General features: G+C 70.7%; 18 protein-coding genes. 7 read left to right on the top strand and 11 right to left on the bottom strand.

Annotated elements, in window-relative coordinates:
• Positions 1-12 precede the first annotated feature (12 nt).
• Together ACIG5F_RS10100 and ACIG5F_RS10095 are read right to left on the bottom strand one after the other, a co-directional pair.
• Complete coding sequence (locus ACIG5F_RS10100) at positions 13-486, bottom strand: MarR family winged helix-turn-helix transcriptional regulator (RefSeq protein WP_396517131.1); 474 nt, start codon at positions 484-486, stop codon at positions 13-15.
• A 123-nt stretch (positions 487-609) separates the two neighbouring features.
• The gene (locus ACIG5F_RS10095) at positions 610-909 is read right to left on the bottom strand and encodes an antibiotic biosynthesis monooxygenase (RefSeq protein ID WP_396517130.1); all 300 of its coding nucleotides are present in this window, start codon (positions 907-909) and stop codon (positions 610-612) included.
• Positions 910-996: 87 nt separating this feature from the next.
• On the opposite strand from ACIG5F_RS10095, the gene ACIG5F_RS10090 reads away from it, so the two are divergent.
• From ACIG5F_RS10090 to ACIG5F_RS10080, 3 genes are read left to right on the top strand one after another with little or no spacing between them, the layout of a single operon-like run.
• Positions 997-1917, top strand: a complete 921-nt coding sequence (locus ACIG5F_RS10090; protein WP_396517359.1) for a sigma-70 family RNA polymerase sigma factor — start codon at positions 997-999, stop codon at positions 1915-1917.
• A gap of 25 nt (positions 1918-1942) precedes the next feature.
• Positions 1943-2443 carry a hypothetical protein gene (locus ACIG5F_RS10085; RefSeq protein WP_396517129.1) on the top strand — a complete coding sequence of 167 codons (501 nt, stop codon included), beginning with the start codon at positions 1943-1945 and terminating at the stop codon, positions 2441-2443.
• A gap of 14 nt (positions 2444-2457) precedes the next feature.
• On the top strand, positions 2458-3492 hold the full coding sequence (locus ACIG5F_RS10080) for a class I SAM-dependent methyltransferase (RefSeq protein ID WP_396517128.1): 1035 nt from the start codon (positions 2458-2460) through the stop codon (positions 3490-3492).
• Positions 3493-3534: 42 nt separating this feature from the next.
• Here the strand turns inward: ACIG5F_RS10080 and ACIG5F_RS10075 are convergent, their stop codons facing one another.
• On the bottom strand, positions 3535-3867 hold the full coding sequence (locus ACIG5F_RS10075) for a hypothetical protein (protein ID WP_396517127.1): 333 nt from the start codon (positions 3865-3867) through the stop codon (positions 3535-3537).
• Positions 3868-3993: 126 nt separating this feature from the next.
• Entirely contained in the window at positions 3994-6900 is a 2907-nt protein-coding gene (locus ACIG5F_RS10070) for a tetratricopeptide repeat protein (RefSeq protein ID WP_396517126.1), read from the bottom strand.
• 407 nt (positions 6901-7307) lie between these two features.
• On the opposite strand from ACIG5F_RS10070, the gene ACIG5F_RS10065 reads away from it, so the two are divergent.
• Positions 7308-8393: a hypothetical protein gene (locus tag ACIG5F_RS10065; protein ID WP_396517125.1), complete on the top strand. Its 1086-nt coding sequence runs from the start codon at positions 7308-7310 to the stop codon at positions 8391-8393.
• Between the two features lie 220 nt (positions 8394-8613).
• Here the strand turns inward: ACIG5F_RS10065 and ACIG5F_RS10060 are convergent, their stop codons facing one another.
• Positions 8614-10611 (bottom strand): tetratricopeptide repeat protein, encoded by a 1998-nt coding sequence (locus tag ACIG5F_RS10060; RefSeq protein WP_396517124.1) that lies wholly within the window; start codon positions 10609-10611, stop codon positions 8614-8616.
• 205 nt (positions 10612-10816) lie between these two features.
• On the opposite strand from ACIG5F_RS10060, the gene ACIG5F_RS10055 reads away from it, so the two are divergent.
• A complete protein-coding gene (locus ACIG5F_RS10055) occupies positions 10817-11542 on the top strand; it encodes an SDR family oxidoreductase (RefSeq protein ID WP_396517123.1) in 726 nt (241 codons plus the stop codon).
• Here the strand turns inward: ACIG5F_RS10055 and ACIG5F_RS10050 are convergent.
• The 4 genes from ACIG5F_RS10050 to ACIG5F_RS10035 are packed head-to-tail and all read right to left on the bottom strand — an operon-like array spanning position 11532 to position 15515.
• A complete protein-coding gene (locus ACIG5F_RS10050; protein ID WP_396517122.1) occupies positions 11532-12404 on the bottom strand; it encodes a winged helix-turn-helix transcriptional regulator in 873 nt (290 codons plus the stop codon). The two genes, ACIG5F_RS10055 and ACIG5F_RS10050, sit on opposite strands and share 11 nt — an antisense overlap.
• Positions 12397-13899, bottom strand: a complete 1503-nt coding sequence (locus ACIG5F_RS10045) for a carotenoid oxygenase family protein (protein ID WP_396517121.1) — start codon at positions 13897-13899, stop codon at positions 12397-12399. Before ACIG5F_RS10045 ends, ACIG5F_RS10050 begins: the two co-directional genes overlap by 8 nt.
• Positions 13889-15091 carry an acetyl-CoA acetyltransferase gene (locus tag ACIG5F_RS10040; RefSeq protein WP_396517120.1) on the bottom strand — a complete coding sequence of 401 codons (1203 nt, stop codon included), beginning with the start codon at positions 15089-15091 and terminating at the stop codon, positions 13889-13891. The genes ACIG5F_RS10045 and ACIG5F_RS10040 overlap by 11 nt, the downstream gene beginning before the upstream one ends.
• Positions 15092-15125: 34 nt before the next feature.
• Positions 15126-15515, bottom strand: a complete 390-nt coding sequence (locus tag ACIG5F_RS10035) for a hypothetical protein (RefSeq protein ID WP_396517119.1) — start codon at positions 15513-15515, stop codon at positions 15126-15128.
• A 122-nt stretch (positions 15516-15637) separates the two neighbouring features.
• Between ACIG5F_RS10035 and ACIG5F_RS10030 the strand changes: the two genes are divergently transcribed.
• Positions 15638-15784, top strand: coding sequence for a hypothetical protein (locus ACIG5F_RS10030; protein ID WP_396517118.1), 147 nt, complete (start codon positions 15638-15640; stop codon positions 15782-15784).
• A gap of 72 nt (positions 15785-15856) precedes the next feature.
• Here the strand turns inward: ACIG5F_RS10030 and ACIG5F_RS10025 are convergent, their stop codons facing one another.
• Positions 15857-16087 carry an RNA-binding S4 domain-containing protein gene (locus ACIG5F_RS10025; protein ID WP_396517117.1) on the bottom strand — a complete coding sequence of 77 codons (231 nt, stop codon included), beginning with the start codon at positions 16085-16087 and terminating at the stop codon, positions 15857-15859.
• Positions 16088-16130: 43 nt separating this feature from the next.
• On the opposite strand from ACIG5F_RS10025, the gene idi reads away from it, so the two are divergent.
• The gene (gene idi, locus ACIG5F_RS10020) at positions 16131-16703 is read left to right on the top strand and encodes an isopentenyl-diphosphate Delta-isomerase (protein ID WP_396517116.1); all 573 of its coding nucleotides are present in this window, start codon (positions 16131-16133) and stop codon (positions 16701-16703) included.
• Here idi and ACIG5F_RS10015 read toward each other — a convergent pair.
• Positions 16693-17859 (bottom strand): nitrate/nitrite transporter, encoded by a 1167-nt coding sequence (locus ACIG5F_RS10015; RefSeq protein ID WP_396517115.1) that lies wholly within the window; start codon positions 17857-17859, stop codon positions 16693-16695. The two genes, idi and ACIG5F_RS10015, sit on opposite strands and share 11 nt — an antisense overlap.
• Between the last annotated feature and the right edge of the window lie 77 nt (positions 17860-17936).

Here is a 17936-nt window from a genome sequence, read left to right as displayed (position 1 = left end):
AAGGGTTTCGCGTCAGATGTCGGCGACGGACAGGTCAATCCCCTGTCGCTCAGCCTCGTGGTGGACGACTTGACTGGCCAGCCGGGACAGCCGGCCCCGATTGGTCTCGGTGAGTCCCTGCACCAGCCGGGCCATCTCCCGGTCCACCTCGGCCGCGCACACCGCGACCAGGCGCCGGGCCTCGTCGGTCAGCCGGACCCGCACCGCGCGCCGGTCTTCGGGCACGGCCGCGCGCTGAACCAGTCCTCGACGCTCGGCCCGGGCGATCAGACCGGTCGCACTGGACTTGTCCAGCTCCAGCACGTCGGCCAGGGCCGCCATGCCCAGTTCCCGATCTCGCAGCACGCCGAGCAGCCGCACCTGTTGCAGGGACAGATCGTGTTCGGCGGCGATCCGGGCGAGCACGCCCTGCACGAGGAACGAAAGCTGAACGAGACTGTCCGTGACCCCGAGATCCGGCGTGCGCCGCTGCCCTGATGTCGCCATGCCGGCAGCCTAACCCATTTAGTACGTTCCACCAACTACTTAGTACGTGGCACAAACCACAAGGAGGCCGTGGTCGAGCGGCGCGACCCCCCGGTCCGCGCCGCTCGACGACGTGCGGACCGCCTAGAAGCCGTACTCGCCGACCAACGTGACGTCGTCCGAACGCTCCGGCCCGCTCTCCATGCGAGCGCCGACGTCCTGCTGGAACTCCTTGAACGCGGCCGAGCGCTGCAACGGGTTGTCCTCGCCCTCGAACCTCGCGACGTGCACGAAGGTGACGCCGTCGTCCAGCCGGAACGTGGCGTAGCGCAGGCCGCCCGGGTCGTCCGCGTTGAGCTCCCGGAACACCGCCTCGACCAGGCGCTGGTTCTCCTCGGCGGCCTCCGGCCGGGTGCGGTAACGGACCATCACTGTCCTGCTCACTGGTTCCTCCCGATGGTGGGTGTGCGCCAGTACCTACCCGGCGGCCGGCCTCGACTCATCGCGATGATTTCCGGGGCGGCGGCGAGTATGTACGTCGTGACGATCGACCTGGACACGCACCGCCGCGAGCTGCTCGCCCACTGCTACCGGATGACCGGCTCCGTGGTCGACGCCGAGGACCTCGTACAGGAGACCATGCTGCGGGCGTGGCGGTCCCGCGAGACCTTCGACCCCGGGCGGGCGTCGCTGCGCACCTGGCTCTACCGGATCGCCACCAACGTCTGCCTGACCGCCCTCGAACGCCGTGGCCGCCGGCCGCTGCCGTCCGGTCTCGGCGCCGCCACCTTCGATCCCGACACCGCCCTCGTGCGCAGCCCCGAAGTGCCGTGGCTGCAACCCATTCCCGACGCCCTGGTCACCGACCCCGCCTCCGTCGTCGCCTCCCGGGGCAGTGTCCGGCTGGCCCTCGTCGCCGCCATGCAGCACCTCTCCGCGCGGCAACGGGCCGTGCTGATCCTGCGTGACGTCCTCGCCTGGCCCGCCGCCGAGGTCGCCGACCTGCTCGACGTCTCCGTCGCCGCCGTCAACAGCCTGCTGCAACGCGCCCGCACCCAGCTCGCCTCCGTCTCACCGGCCGAGGACAACACCTCCGAACCCTCCTCCGCCGCCCAGCGCGCCACCCTCGACCAGTTCGCCGCCGCCTTCGAGAACGCCGACCCCGCCCTGCTCACCCGCCTGCTCGCCGCCGACGTCACCCTGGAGATGCCGCCCCACCTCACCTGGTTCGCCGGCCGCCCCGCCGTCACCACCTTCCTCTCCCGCGTCATCCGCTCCGGCTCCTGGCGCCTGCACCCCACCCGCGCCAACTCCGCCCCCGCCTTCGGCACCTTCCTCGACGGCCGCCCCCACGGCATCACCCTCCTCGACCTCCAGGGCTCCGCCATCACCCGAATCACCGCCTTCCACGACCCGGCCCTGTTCGAGAGGTTTGTCTTCGATCCGCACTGAAGCTTCAGGGTGTTAGGTTGCGGGCATGCCCCGGTGGTTGAAGGTTCTGGCGCACGTGGTCGAGCCGTCGCACAACGCGGCGGGGGCGGTGCACGGCACGGCCATCTGCGCGGCGCTGATCGCGACGGTGCAGTCGTTGGCGACCGCCGCGGTGGCGGTGCCGGCGACGCTGCTCGTGTACTGGATCGCCTTCTCGTACGCGCACTTCCTCGGCGAGGGCATCGCCGGCGGCTCGGCGTCGTGGCTGCGGGGGCTGCGGCACTCGCTGGCCGAGGAGTTCAGCATCGTCGAGAACGCCTTGCTGCCGCTGGTGATGCTGTTGCTCCTGGCCGCGGCGGGCGTGCCGATCGACACCGCCGTGTGGATCTCCCTGGGCACGGCGGTGGCGCTCATGTTCGGCTGGGGACTGCTGGCGGCCGGCCGCAGCGGGCACTCCGGGCGGGCCAGCGTCGGCATCGGCCTGACCAGCGCGCTGGTCGGGGCGCTGGTCATCGTGCTCAAGGTTGCGGTGAAGGCCCTGGGCTGACCAGGGTGGACGGCATGGAGCCGACCGAGCTGTCCGCCAGGATCTTCCAGAACGCCGTGGGCACCCTGGAGCTGTACACGATCTACCTCGGGGAACGTCTCGGCTACTACCGCACGCTCGCCTCCGACGGCCCCCTCACTTCCGCGGAACTGGCCGCACGCACCGAGACGGCCGAGCGGTACGCCCGCGAGTGGCTGGACCACCAGGCCGCCGTCGGCCTCGTCGAGGTCGTCGCGCCCGGCCGTTATCTCCTGCCCGCCGGCCACGTCCCCGTGCTCGCCGACCCGTCGAGTCTGCTGTTCGGGACCACCATGAGCATCCAACTCGTCCGCGCCGCCCGGGCGCTCAGCGACGTCGCCGACGCCTTCCGCACCGGCAGTGCGCCCGCCCCCATGCCGTGGGAGCCCGAGGGTCGCCAGCCCTCCAACCGCGCCGCCTTCCTCGGCCTGCTGGGCCAGGAGTGGCTGCCGTCCATTCCCTCCGTCCACAAGCGACTGTCCGCCGGCGCCCGCGTCGCCGACGTCGCCTGCGGCCTCGGCTGGTCCAGCATCGGCATGGCCCTGGCCTACCCCGAGATCACCGTGCACGGTCTCGACCTCGACCCCGAGGCCATCTCCGCCGCCACCGCCAATGCCGCCGAGTCCGGTGTGGACGACCGCGTCCGCTACTCCGCCGCCGACGCCGCCACCGGCCTCGACGGCCCGTACGACGTCGTCACCATCATCGAGGCCCTGCACGACATGTCCCACCCCGTCGCCGTGCTCAGCGCTGCCCGCCAGTCCTTGGCCGACAACGGCTTCGTGCTCGTCCTCGACGCCCGCACCGACCCCTCCCCCACCACCCCCGCCTCCCCGCGCGAGCAGTACCTCTACGGCTGGAGCGTCATCTCCTGCCTGCCGTACGCCATGGGCTCCCCCGACTCCGCCGCCACCGGCACCGTCATGCGCCCCGCCACCCTCCACCGCTACGCCCGGCAAGCCGGCTTCGGCACCGTCGAGACCCTCCCCCTCGAGTCCGACAAGTGGCAGTTCTACCTCCTGTCGAACTGAAACCGACCGCCGCGGGTCCCCGTTCCCGCGGCGGCCGGCAAATCAGCTCTCCACGGTTCCGGAATTGACCGGATCCATCTGCATGCCGTACCCGACCCGCCAGCAATCTGGCTGGATCACGGCGAATTTCCAGGTCCCGGCCGCAGCCGCCTGGTGTTGAGGGGCGACAACCGGCTCAGCGGCCGGTTCTGGATTCGCCACGGCCACCATCATGGCGGCGCCGGTCAGTAGGCCTTCGATCAACGTGGTGCGCCTTTCGCTATCGCATGTCCGGGGTTTCATGTCGACAAGCAGAGCGGGACGATAGCGTGACACCCAATCGTAGTACAACCCCGAGTCACGTTTTCGGTCGAGGATGAAGGTGCTGGTCAGCACGTTGTGCACGTGCAGCCGTCGGCGATATCGTGCAGCGTACTACCCGACCGGGTGAATCTGCGGACATTCGACACGCACTAGGACCATCACCAGCAAGGTCGTAGAATTTTGAACCAGATCGGCCTTCTACGCGTTACGTCGAACCACGCGAGGGCTGTCGGACCGCCGCTCCGGCACTGCGGCTGGGTGAGCGAGCTCGTCGAGACGGGCCCGCACGACCTGAGCCTGAGGGTCCCCGCGGTCGAGGTGGATGCGCAGCGCCGAGCGCCAGGCCGACTCCGCGGCATCGCGGTCGCCCGCACGGTGCTGAACCTGTCCAAGCAGGTCCAGCGCCCGAGCCTCGTCCTCGAGGTGCCAGGTCTGGCGCGCGAGTTCGATCGCCCGCAGCGCGTGCGCGACGGCATCGCCGCCGTGGCCGCCGCGGTCGAGGTGAAGCTGAACCAGCCGGATGCGGGCCTCGCGCGCGCCGGCGAGATCCTGGATCTGCTCGACCAGGGCGACGGCTCGCTCGCAAAGGCCAAGCGCGCTCACGAACTCGCCGCGCTCGGCCAGCAGCGTGCCGATTTCCATCAGACACGCACCCTGACCGGAAATATCCGCGTTCTCCTCACGCAGATGCAGTGATTGGTACAGGAACTTGGTCGCTATCTCATATCGCCCACACGCCCTAAAGGTAGCACCCAGTCGACACATCGTCGCGGCGATCAGATTGACATCGTCCGCTCGACGCGCAGCCTCCAGCGCCCGCTCAAAAAAGGGAACCGCATCGAGGTACCTTTTCCGCGCGAATTCAAGCCGCCCCAGCAGGTGTTCCGCGGCCGCTATACTGCTGTCATCGTCGAGGTTTCCGGCGATTCGCCTCGCCCTCTCCAACCACGGGCGAGCGCCGTCACTATCTCCGATATGCATGAGAAAGGCCGCGAAATTGTTGGCCGACGCGCCTTCGGCGTAGTCACCGGCGTGCACGGACAGCACGAGCGACAGTTCCCATGTTCGTCTCGCGGCGTCAAGGAAACCAAATCGGCAGAACGCCGGGGCGACAACCTGCGGCGTCCGCCAGTAGTCGAACTGGTCCCGGCGCAGGGCCAGCCGGACGACCGCGAGGAGGTTGCCCTGCTCGATCTCGTACCACCGCCGCGCCTCGTCCGCGCTGTCGAACGCCAGCGGCGTGACGCCCGGCTCCAGGGCCAGCGGCGGCACGCCGGCGTCATACGCGAAGACCGCCTGATCGGCGGCGTTGGCCGAATGGAAGTAGAAACTCTGCAGTCGCGTCTCGGCCGCCACCCGCTCGGTGGCGAAGTCGGCGGCGTCGGCCAACTCCGCGGCGAATCCCCTGATCAGGTCGTGGAAGGCGAAGCGGTCCAGTTCGCCGCGCCGGTCGAGCAGGTGCGCGCCGACCAGGTCCTCTAGTTCGGCCTCGACGTCCATGCCAGCCAGCGCGGTGGCCGCGGCGACGCTGAGATCCAGGCCGACGTGCAGCCCCAACAGCCGGAACAGCCGCTGCGCACCGGGCTTCAACGCCAGATAGGACAGCTCGAAGACCTTGGCCATGCTGGTCTCGCGGTCGCCGAGCCGCAGCAGACGCGGGCCGTCCAACCGCTCGGCGAAGGCGGTCAGCGCGACCCCCGGGGACCGCCCGACGTGTTCCCCGACAAGGGTGATCGCCAGCGGGAATCCCTCGCACCGGGCGGCCAGCCGCACCGCGGCGTCGATGTCCGCGGCCGGCCGGCCCATCCGGCTCAGCAGCAGCGCCAGGCCCTGCTCGCGGGTGAGCGGCGGCACCGTGATCGACTTCGCGCCGTGCGAGACGGCCAGGCCGACCAGCCGGTTTCGGCTGGTCACGATCACGAAGGCGGCTCCGAGCAGCGGCAGGACGGCCTGGATCTCAGCCGACTCACTGGCGTTGTCGAGCAGCACCACCATGCGACGGTCGGCCATCCGCTCCCGTAGCTCCGCCGCCCGAGCCGGCGCGGTGGGTATCCGTTCGACCGCGACGCCGAGCGAGACGAGGAACGTCTCGATGATCTCGGGCGCGCCGATCCGGGGGCCGCGGCCGAAGCCGTTGAGGTCCACACGCATCGTGCCGTCGGGGATCCGGCGCCGCCGCGCCCAGTACACGGCCAGCGCCGTCTTGCCCACGCCACCGGGACCGCCGAGCACGACAACCTTGGCCGAGGCCGAGAACGCGGCATCCAACTGGGCCACCAGGTCCTGGCGTCCGGTGAAGTCGGGCACCGGGTCGGGCAGCTGGTCGGGACGCACCCGCCGCGGCGCGGCAAGGGCCTGCCCGGCGGTGAGCTGCTCGTGGAAGCGGAGGATCTCGGCCGCGGACTCCTCGTCGCCGTTGTCCCGCATGCGTTTGCGGAAGTCGAGGAAGAACGACGTCGCCGGATCGATCCGCCACTGCGCGTAGAGGGCGCGCAGCCGTTGTTTGGCGGCCAGCAGGTTGTCGCCGTGGTCGCGGTCCAACTCGTTGAGCAGGCGCAGTGCCTCGGCGGGGTCGCCGACGTCGACAAGCGAGGTGATCAGGTCGATGTTGGCCGGGATCCACTCGTTCTCGATCACGCTGCGCCGCCAGTTGCGGGCGCGGTCGCTGTCCAGCTCCAGCAGCGGCGTGCCGCGCCACAGCGCGAGCGCCTGCCGGGCCAGGGCGCAGGCCTGGTCGTGGTCGCCGGCCGCGCCGACCCGGCGGGCACGCGTCATCGTCTCACCGAACGCGAAGTAGTCGATCTGCGAGTGATCGATGACCAACCTGTAGGCATGATGTTCGCTTGCCAGTTCGACCCGCGGCAACTCCCTATTTAAAGGGACTCGAATTCGACTCGTGTGCGTGTGCAACGCGGAGGTCGGATTGCTGGGGGCCTCGTCGCCGCCCCAGACCCAGTCGCTCAGCGTTTCGACTGACACGCTCCTACCTGGCTGTGTCGCCAGCGCCGCGAGCACGGCGTGCTCTTTCGGCCGGCCCCAGTCGGTGCTCAGCCGACCGCCGACACGGAGCGCGGTGCCACCCAGAATGCCGAGAACGACGTCCACTTTTGCGCACCCCCTGCGCCGAGTCATTTCGAGTGTGCCCCGACCGGGAACGGTTATCCAGTTGCGACTCGATAACGGTCTCAATTCTACTTCCCGCCGCTGCACGTGCACCGGTCAGATCCGTGACAGCGATCTGACAGCACATCCGTTCTCGATCATCGCCGCGGCCGTCGGATTCACCCCGAATCACCCGAACAAGTCGGCCAGTCCCGGCCCGCGAGCTGCGGGTTTCGTCGACCTGACATTTCTGCCGGCGATCTGACAACGCCGTCGCCCACGCTCGGTTCACGGGAAGCGACGAGGGGAGAAAGGCGATGGAGACGGGGACGCGGGCGCCGATCGGGTTGGGGGCGGGGGCTCGGGTGACGAGGGCGGGGTGTCGGTCGGTGCTGGTGATGGTGCCGACGATGACGGCGGGGACGAGGCTGGAAGAGGTGGTGCCGCTGCTGGAGGCGGACCATCGGATACAGCTGATCTACACGGTCCCGGTGGGGGCGGAGCGGTGGCACGGGCTGGACGAGTACGTGCACGGCCTGGGCGGGCTGGTGCTGCCCTGGGCGCAGGCGAGGGGCCACGAGTACGACCTGGTGCTGACGGCGAGCCATCGGGAGATCGAGCACGTGCACGGCAAGGTGATGGTGTTGCCGCACGGGGCGGGCAGCGTGATGTCGAGGCGGTTGAGCCGCAAGGCGGGCGGGGCGACGAGGGGGACGACGGGGCTGGACCGGGAGGTGTTGACGTACCGGGGAAGGGTGATCCCGTCGGCGGTGATGGTGGGCCACGACAGCGAGGTGGCGGTGCTGCGGGACAGGTGCCCGGAGGCGGTGCCCACGGCGGTGGTGGCTGGCGACATCTGCCTGGATCGGCTGGTGGCGAGCCGGCGGTTCCGGGCCGACTATCGCCGGGCGCTGGGGGTGGGGGCGGACGAGTGCCTGGTGACGATCAGCTCGACCTGGGGCACGCAGTCCCTGTTCGGGCAGCATCTTGAGCTGTACCAACGGCTTTCGGCCATGGGGTGCCGGGTGGCGGCGGTGTTGCACCCGACCATCGCGGCGGCGCACGGGCGTGGCACGGTGCTGGGGTGGCTCGGGGACAGCATCCGCGCCGGGCTGATGGTGATTCCGCCGGAACGGGGCTGGCAGGCGGCGGTGATCGCCGGCGATCTCGTGGTCGGCGACCACGGCTCGTGCACGATGTACGCGGCGGCGAGCGGCACGCCGACGATCATCGCGACGGATCCGCCGGCGCTGTGGCCGGGAAGCCTCGGGGATGTGTTGGTGCACAACGCACCTCGGCTGGATCACGACCGAGAGCTGTGGCCGCAGCTGGCCAAGGCTATGGCGACACACCGGGGACCGGACGGCGAGCTGGCGGCGGCGATCAGCGCCCGGCCGGGACAGGCGGCGGCGATCCTGCGGTCCACAATGTACGGACTACTCGGCCTGCCCGAGCCGGCCCGTGCCCTGCCGGCGAACCCGGTGCCCCTGCCGTGAACGGCGCCGAAGTCGGTCTCGTGACGACAGCCGGCATGGATCTTGTGGTGGCATGGGCGGATGACGAACGCTGGCGCGAGGTTGCCGATGTGGTGGTTCACCGAGAGCCCTCGGCGCAACCGTTGGGCGTGGCGGAGCGGACGTTCGAGCGGTTGCCAGGGTGTTGTGTGGTCGCAGTGCCGATGGCAGGGGGCGGCTGGCTGGTAGCGACGAGAGCGGCTTATCGGGCGCTGGTGAGCTTTGAGCGGACTTCGGCGGCTTTGGGGTCGCCGACCTGGTCGTAGAGGGTGATGGCTTCGGAGTAGGACCGGCGCGCGGAGGGGAGGTCGTCGGTGCGGACGAAGAGGTCGCCGAGCGCGGTGAGGATTTCGGCCTGGTAGTAGGCGGAACCCAGCTCCCGCATGAGGGTGAGGGCCTGAGTCAGGGGAGCGGAGGCGGACCGGGGATCGCTGGAGTCGAGGGCGGCGAGGCCGAGGAACATCAAGGTGCGGGAGTGCTGGGTGCGGTCGGGCAGGGACTCGAAAATGGCGGCAGCGGCACGGAATTCGAGGACGGCCTCGTCGTGGCGGCCGAGGGTGGCGAGGACCTGCCCGATTCGGCGACGACACAGGGCGACGCCGCGGAGTTCGCCGACGGACTGCTGGATGTCCCGAGCCCGCGCGAAGTGGTCGATGGCCTCGGCAAACCGGCCGAGGCTGCGAGCGCTCCGGCCGAGTGCCGAATACGCGGTGGCGATGGTGCGCTGGTCGGACAGGATCTCGGCCAGGCGCAAGGCTTCTGTGTTCTGCTCGATCGCGGCATGGTGGTCGCCGAGCTTGGCGTGCGCGTACCCGAGCTGCGAGCGAAGTCTGGCCTCGGCGAGAGAGTCGGCCAGGCGTTGGGCGGCAAGCACGCCCTCGCCGAAGACGTCGATGACGGACTGGTAGTTCCTGGTGTGCAGGAAGATTCCCCAGAAGGCCTCGCTGTACTGCCAGACGAGGTCGTCCCAGGCATTGGCGACGGCGGCGGAGAAGACGGCGCGGAGGGTGGCGCGGTGGGCGGTGAGCCAGGCGAGGGCCTCGATGTCGTTGCGGAACAAGGAAAGTGGACGGGAGTAGCGCGGTCCGGTGCGGCGGCGGAAGGGGTGCAGGGCGAGGTCGGCCGAGACGAGGGCGTCCAGGTACCACTCGGCGAGGCGGCGCAGGGCATCGGTGCGTTCGGGGTCGGTGAGCTGGTCCCGGGCATGCAGGCGAAGCAGGTCGTGGTAGGCGAAGGTGCGGTCGTCGACCTCGCGCAGGAGGTTGGCGTCGATGAGGTTGTCCAGCAACGCCTCGGTCTTCCCCGCCGGCAGGCCGGCGCAGGCAGCGGCGGCGGAGATGTCGAAGTCGCCGGCGGGGTGCACGGAACAGAGCCGGTAGAGCCGGGCCGCGGCGGCGGGAAGTTCCTGGTACGACAGGTCGAACAGGATCCGCACGGAAGGCTCCCCCTCCAGGGTCAGGGCGGCGAGGCGCTGTTCCCGCAGGGTCGACGCCTCCCGGGCCAGCGGTCGGCGAGGACGGGTGGACAGGCGGGCGCCGACCAGGGACAGCGCGATCGGCAGGCCGCCGCACAGCCGGGCCAGTTCCCGGGTGGCACGGGGATCGGCGGCGGGGCGATCGTCGTCGACGACCTTGGCCAGCAGCTCGACGGAGGCGTCCACGTCCAGCGGGCCGACCTCGACGAACCGCGCCCCGTCCAGCCCGAGCCCGGCCAGCCGCAGCCGGCTGGTGACGACGGCGAGGCTGGATCCGCCGGGCAGCAGCGGCCGCACCTGGGCGGCGGACAGGGCGTTGTCGATGAGCACGACGAGGGACCGGCTCGCCACGAGTGAACGGTACAAACCGGTTCGGGCGGCGAGTTCCACGGGCACACGGTCGGGCCGGGTCCCGAGCGCGACCAGGAACCACTCCAGGGCGTCCGACGGGCTGACCGGGTCGTCGGCGGAGAAGGCCTGGAGGTCGACGAACAGGCTCCCGTCCGGGAAATCCCCGGCGACGTCGTGCAGCCAGCGCAGGGCGAGCGCGGTCTTGCCGACGCCGCCGACCCCGTGCAGCACGACAACCGGCGGCCCACCGGGCCGAGAACGGCCCAACTGTTCGAGTTCCCGCTGCCGGCTGGTGAAACGGCGCGGCGCGGGCGGCAGCTGGGCCGGCGCCACCGGCGCGGGGCCGGCGTCGAACACCTGCACTATTTGCCGCACATCACGAGCCTGGACGACACTTCCGTGAGCCGAGCCGGTGAAAGCGTTGCTGTGGCCGGCATCCCGCATGAGGTTCCCCGTCCCCGAGTCGGATTCTCCAGTACAGCCGATGGGGGACGGTCTGGGAACCTCGGCTCACCCGCATGGTGCCCGCCGGTGAAACGGGCTTGCGCTGGAGCGCACTCCAGGTGATGGGATGAGATCCATGACGAGGAACGGGCGACTGGCGCTGGTGACGGGCGCCAACAAGGGAATCGGTCGGGAAATCGCCCGCGGGCTGGGGCAGCTGGGGTTCACGGTGCTGGCGTCGGCCCGGGACCTGCGCCGCGGGGCGCAGACGGTGGCGGAGCTGGCCGACGACGGCCTGGACGTGCGGTTCCTACAGCTGGACGTGACCGAGGAGGCGTCGGTCGACGCGGCCGCGGAGCGGGTGGCGGCCGACTTCGGCTGCCTGGACGTGCTGGTGAACAACGCGGCGATCGCCGACGACCTCCAGACACCGCCGAGCATGACGGTGCTGGACGACATGCGCCGGGTCTACGAGACCAACGTGTTCGGCGTGGTGGCGATGACCAACGCCATGCTGCCGCTGCTGCGCAAGTCCGACGCGGCCCGCGTCGTGAACGTGTCGAGCCGGCTGGGGTCGGTCTCCCACCTGGCCGCGCCGGACAGCCCGCTGGGCCTGCACATGGCTTACGCCAGCTCGAAATCGGCACTGAACGCAATCACCGTGCACTACGCGCGGGAGCTGGCCGACACCCAGATCAAGGTGAACGCCTGCACACCGGGCTATGTCGCCACCGATCTGAACGGGAACCGGGGCGTGCGCACGCCGGCCCAGGGCGCGAAGATCGCCATCGAGCTGGCCGTGCTGGCCTCGGACGGCCCGACCGGCGGCTTCTTCGACGAGAACGGCCCGGTCAACTGGTAGGCAAAACATCCTTGCGTGCCAACCGATCCCCGCACGAGGAGCAGTCCAGCGCGGCCACGAAGTCGGCCCCGCAGGGCGCGTGGCGGTACACCAGTGCCGGCCCGTCGGCGGCCCGGTACCAGCGCTGGGCCCAGCCGACCAGGCACATCACGACCGGGAAGAAGGCCACGCCCTTGGCGGTGAGCCGGTAGTCGTCGGTGAGCACGCCGAGGGTGTGCAGTGTCCGCAGCCGGTCGGCGACCATGGTGGGCGAGGAGTTGAGGCACCGCTGGAAGTCACTGAACCGGTGCACGCCCTGGAAGGCCGCGCCGACCAGGGCGGCCGACCAGCGATTGCCGATGAGGGCGTTGGTTTCGGGGAAGAAGCCGGCTTCGGCCCCGGCGGATCGCCGCCGGGTGGCCGCGGCCGGCACGCATCGTTCCCACGAGCCGCTGGGGCCGAAGCCGCCCTCCAGCGAGCGGTCGTTCGCCAACACCGGCGTGTCGCAGGCGGAACAGACCAGCACGGGGTCGAAAGGCTTGCCGCACAAGCGATGCACGCGGCCGGGCAGGCGCTCCACGTGGCTGGACACCCAGCGGTCCTCCCAGGCCCAGATGCTGAGCAGGATCGCCCACACGTCCGCGCCGCGCTCGGTGAGCCGATAACCGTTGCCGCGCACGAAAAGGCCGGCCTCGGTGAGCCGGTTCAGGCGGGCGGTGAGCACCGCGTTGGAGATGGGCAGCCGGGCCCGCCAGTCCACGAACCGGCTCGCGCCGAGCAGCGCCTCCCGCAGGATGAGCAGGGACCACTCGTCGCCGAGCAGCCCCAGGGTAACGCCGATGGCGTTACCCTGGCCGGCCGGGAGCTCGGTGGCCTCAAGCACGCCAGCCTGGCAACGACGAACCGGGGGCCCAGGTGGAGTGGGTGCCGCTGGAAACCCGTTCCGGCAACCGAACCCGGGCGACGGGGCCGTCGGACACCCGCTGAGCGTCGAAGACCAGGCACTCGGAGCGGTCGTTGACCATGTCGGTGGTGAGGGTGACGAGGTAGCCGTCGTCCTCCCCGGTGGAGCCGACGCGGGGGGCGACAGCGGTCTCGCTGCCGTAGACGCCGTCGCCGAAGGAGTAGCGCTCCTCGCCGCCGGTCACGAGGTCGTGCTTGACCAGGCCGTCGAACAGGAACCAGCCGGGCTTGCCGGTGGCGGCGTAGGCGTAGCGGTAGGGCCGGCCGCCGACCCCGGAGTTGATCATGCCGAACTCGGTGATCGAGTCGGTGAGCTGCTCCTCCTTGCACTGCCCGGTGGCCAGGTTGAGCCGCCAGCGGTGCAGGCGGGTCTGCAGCCGATCCAGGGCCAGGAAGCGGAAGATTCCCCGAAGACCTGCTTGCAGGGTCGAGTGTTGATACTGCACAGAGCCGGGTTGACCGTTGTCGGCGGGCATCGGGTCGTGCTGGAAGAAGCCGTCGAGGACGATCTCGTCGCCCTCCTCGTACGCGTTGACCCAGTGCAGCACGTACGTGGGCTCGGCATCGAACCACAACACCTCGTCGCTGCCGCCGCGCCGGGGCAGAACTCCCAGCCGCAGCGGCATGTCCCGGTGGAAGCGCGGCACGTGCACGCCCTTCGCCATCAGGCCGGCGTCCCAGAACATGGGGCAGTCGTTGACAATCGCGTAGTTCTCGGTGAACGCCATGTCGTGCGGCAGGCGCGGCCCGGGCAGCGGCACGTCGACGTAGTGCACCAGGGAGTCGTTGGCGTCCACCACGCCGTAGTGCAGATAGGGCTCGGAAGTGCTGTAGTTGAAGAACAGCAGCTCGCCGGTGTGGTCGTCCACCTTGGTGTGGGCCGAAACCCCGCACTCGGGCGTCCACGGGGACTTGCCGAGAGTCTCCAGCGACAACGGGTCGAGCCGGTACAGATCTCCACATTGGTAGAAGCTGCTCAGCGCGACTCCGTTGTGCACCACGATGTCCGTGCTGGACGAGTCCTTCATCCGGCCCCGCGCGCCCCAACCGTCCCGTGTGGACTGACTGGCCCGCTCGGCGATGCCGGCCCACAGCGGCTCGCCCGCCTCGGCCTCGGCCAGGAAGCCGTCGGTGCGGACGAAACGGTTGCGGTAGAAGGCCTTGCCGTCGCGAAAGCCGACCATGTGGATCATGGCGTCGCCGTCGAACGGGTGGTAGCGCTCGATCGCCGGATGCACCGGGTTCTCGGTGTTGCGCAGGTACAGGCCGTCCAGATCGGTCGGCAGCTCGCCGACGACCTCCAGGTCCTCGGCCCGCCACTCGGTGTGCTGCGGCCGCCACGGCCCGATCCGGTAGGGATGGTCGTCGTCCGCCGGCAGCGTCGACAGCACCCGTCCGACGATCTCAACGTCCATCCCGGCTCCCCACCACAAAAGTCACTGTTGTCGTCGTGCTGCCGCCGATGTTGAGCGTGCCGACCCGGCGCGCGCCCTCGATCTGGCATTCGCCGGCCCGGCCGGTCACCTGGAGGCTGGCGTCCAGCAGCATCCGCACGCCGGTCGCGCCGACCGGGTGCCCGCCGCCGATCAGGCCGCCGCTCGCGTTGACCGGAACGCGCCCGCCGCGCTCCAGCTCCCCGTTCTCGACGGCCTTCCAGCTCTCCCCCGGCCCGGTCAGGCCGAAATGGTCGATCGCCGCGTATTCCGACATGGCGAAGCAGTCGTGGGTCTCGATTCCGTCCACGGAATCGACGCCGGCCCGGCCAAAGGCGTCGAGAATCGCCTGCCGGACGTGCGGCAGCACATACGGCTCGTTCCGGCTGCGATCCAGCTTGGCCCGCAGCGGCAGGCCCACGGTCCGGTGCCCCCAGCCCTCGATCCGGGCCGTGCCCGGCGAACCGGCCCGCGGGTGGCGGTCGGAGACCAGCACCACGCCGGCGCCGCCGTCGGTGACCTGGCTGCACTGCTGGCGGCGCACGCGGCCCTCGACGCGCGGGTTGGCGGTGTCGTCGCCGGTGAAGCTCGACGGCCCGAACTCCCAGGCCCGGGTCTGGGCCTTCGGGTTGGCCCGGGCGTTGCGGAAGTTCAGCTCGGCGATGGCGTTGAGGTGGGCGTCGTCGATGCCGTAGCGGCGGTCGTACTCCTCGGTGAGCAGGCTGAACATGTGCGGCCACATGTACTTGGCCTGCTGCCCCTCGTGCCCGACCCACGCCGCCGCGCCGAGGTACTGCGCGCTCAGGTCGCCGGGCACGGTCTTCTCCAGCTCGACGCCGAGCACAAGCGCGCAGTCGTAGCGCCCGGACTCCAGGTCGGCCATCGCGGCCAGGATGGCCACGCCGCCGGAGGCGCAGGCGGCCTCGTGCCGGGTGGCCGGCACGCCCCACAGCCGCTCGTCCACGGTCGCCGGCATGCCGCCGAGCTGCCCCTGCCCGGTGAACAGCTGGCCGAAGGCGTTGCCGACGTGGATCACGCCGATGCGCGCCGGGTCCATCCGGGCGTCCACCAGGGTCTCCCGGACCACCTCCGCGACCAGGTCGGACACCTCGAGCCCGGCCCGCGGCCAGTTCAGCGCGAAGTCGGTCTGGTAGCCGCCGAGCACCCACACCATGCCGCCGATGCTACAACTAACAGAGTGACCGGGGTTACCCCCGAACCGGTGGCGCGAACCGGATGACCGAGACCGAGGCGCCGCGGGGCGTGTGCCACCAGCGGCGCAGGGCCACGGCGGCCACCGCCACGAGGGCGGCGAGCACCAACACCACGGCCGCCAGCGCGGAGCGGCCGTTGAGCTGGAGCTCGCCGAGACTGTCCAGGACGAAGCCGGTGTAGGTGCCCCAGCTGACGAAGGCCGTGCCGAGGGCGGCCGGCAGCGTCGTGGCCAGCGACACGGCGAAGGTGACCACCGTCAGCGCCACCAGCACGGCGACCGGGTGGGCGAACGCGCCGACCGCGGCCGAGCCCAGGGCGACCGTGATCGCGGCGAGGAAGCCGAGCGGGAAGCCGAACCCGCCGGCCAGCAGGTGCTTGTCCATAGCCTCCAGTGCAGTCCACGCGGAGCCGGTCCGCGCCGTCCGTTGACACCGTCATGATGCGGTCGACCTGGGCTTTGACGGGTTCCTGACACACGCGCAGCACACATCCGTAGGCTGTACGGGTGACAAAGCATGGGGAGTACGACCCGCAGCAGAGTGGGCGGCACGCCGCGGCCGAGGGGGCCGAGCGGCATCCGCTGATCGATTTGGACCGGGATCCCACGCCCGGCAAGGCCGACCACGCCCGCCCAGGCGAGGACGACGAGTAACAAGACGCTTGGAAGGGGGCTTTCCTCCACTCCGAGTGAAGGAAAGCCCCCTTCCAAGCAAGTTCGGTGAGGTCAGGAGCGGGCGGCGAGCCGGGCTCGCCGGCCGTCCACGGCGACCACGTCGCCGTCGACCAACTGACGGCCGCGCCGGTTCTCGGCGCGGCCGTTCACCGTCACCACCCCGTCCTCCAGCAGCTCACGGGCGTGCGTGCCGTCCTCGGCGAGGTCGGCGAGCTTGAGGAACTGGCCGAGCCGGATCGAGTCGTCGGCGATCTCCACGGTCCGGATGGGTGACGTGCTCATGCCGACATGATCGCGCACCGGCCGGCCGGGCTAGGCTCGGGACGTGGCACAGGAGCATGTGGTCCTCCTGGACGAGGACGGTTACAACGTCGGCACGACGGCCAAGGCGACGGTCCACCACGCCGAGACCCCGCTGCACCTGGCGTTCTCCTCGTATCTGGTGAACGACGACGGCCAGGTTCTGCTCACTCGGCGTGCCCTGTCGAAGGCCACCTTCCCGGGCGTGTGGACCAACAGCTGCTGCGGCCATCCGGCCGAGGGCGAGTCGATGGCCGACGCCGTGCGCCGGCGGGCCAAGGACGAGTTGGGCCTGGACGTGGCCCAGGTGGAGCTGATCCTGCCCCGGTTCCGGTACGTGGCCGAGCAGGACGGCGTCGTCGAGAACGAGATGTGCCCGGTGTTCCGGGCGCGGGCCTACGGCGAGGTGGCCCGGGACCCGGCCGAGGTCGAGGACGCCCGCTGGGTGTCGTGGCCGGAGCTGCTGGGCATGATCGACGACCCTCGGCTGTCCACGTGGTGCCGGCTCCAGCTGGAGCAGCTGCGTGAGCTGGGCGAACACCCGGCCGACTGGCCGCTCGGCGACCCGGACCAGCTGCCGCCGGCCGCTACGCCCTGACCGGCGTCCGCAGCCTGGCCATCGCCGCCGCCCCGAGCAGCGGGCCGACGGCCAGCAGCGGCACGGCCAACCGCCAGCCGACCAGGTCGGCCAGCGCCGGCAGGGCCTGGATGGTGAGCACGCTGACCAGGAAGCCGATGGCGGTCTGGGCGGTCAGGGCCGTGCCGACGTACTCCTGGTCGGCGACCTCGGTCAGCGCCGCCGAGAACTGGGCCGAATCGGCGACGGCCGTCGCGCCCCACGCCGCCAGCACCACCAGGAACAGCACGGGATTGTCGAACACCAGCACCGAGGCCAGGCCACAGCCGGCGCTGAGCAGCATCGCGACCATGGCCACGTGGGCACGGCCACGGCGGTCGGCCCACTGGCCGGCGACGAGGCAGCCGACCAGCCCGTAGAGTCCGGCGACGACAAACGCCGCCACGCCGATGCCGAGGCGGCCGTGCACCGCGTTGCTGGCGGCGAGATAGGCCGGCAGCCACGACCACAGGGCGTACAGCTCCCACATGTGGCCGAAGTAGCCGAGGTTGACCAGCCGCTGCCGGGGATCGCGGAACATCCGCAGCACGTAACGGGGATCGGGAACCCGAGCCGGCCTCATCGCCGGGCCCGGTCGCACCAGCAGCAGGGAAACGGCCGCGCCGACCAGGGCCAGTCCGCTGGCCGCCAGCAGGACTCCACGCCACGGCAGCGTGGTCAGGCCGTTGATCAGCTGCGGCGCCGCCGAGCCGACCGCCAGCGCCCCGACCAGCAGCCCCAGCGCCGAGCCGCGGGCGTTCGGGAACCACGACACGACGATCTTCATACCCGGCGGGTAGACGCCGGCCATGCTCACGCCGGTCAGCAGCCGCAGGGCCAGCACCGTGCCGGCGTCGTGGGCCAGCAGCGCCAGGGCGGTTGTCGCCGCCACCCCGAACAGGGCGCTGAGCGTGATCAGCACGTTCGGGCGGATCCGATCGGCCAGGTTGGCCAGGGCCGAGCCGACCGCGCCCAGCGCGAAGCCGATCTGCACGGTCGCCGTCAGCCAACCCGCCTGGGCCCCCGACAGCGCGAACTCCGTGCGCAGGGCCGGGGCGACCGCCGAGGCGGAGAACCACAACGCCAACACCAGGACCTGGACCAGGGCCACCAGCCCCAACTGCCACCGATGCCCCATTCGGAGGAGGCTAGTGGGCCACACGCCGCCGCCACGATCGGCCACCCGAGTGACGGCCCCTTCCACCGGGAAGGCCC

The organism is Kutzneria sp. NPDC052558, from assembly GCF_044547355.1.
Lineage (GTDB): Bacteria > Actinomycetota > Actinomycetes > Mycobacteriales > Pseudonocardiaceae > Kutzneria.
This window is presented reverse-complemented; position numbering and strand designations above follow the sequence as displayed.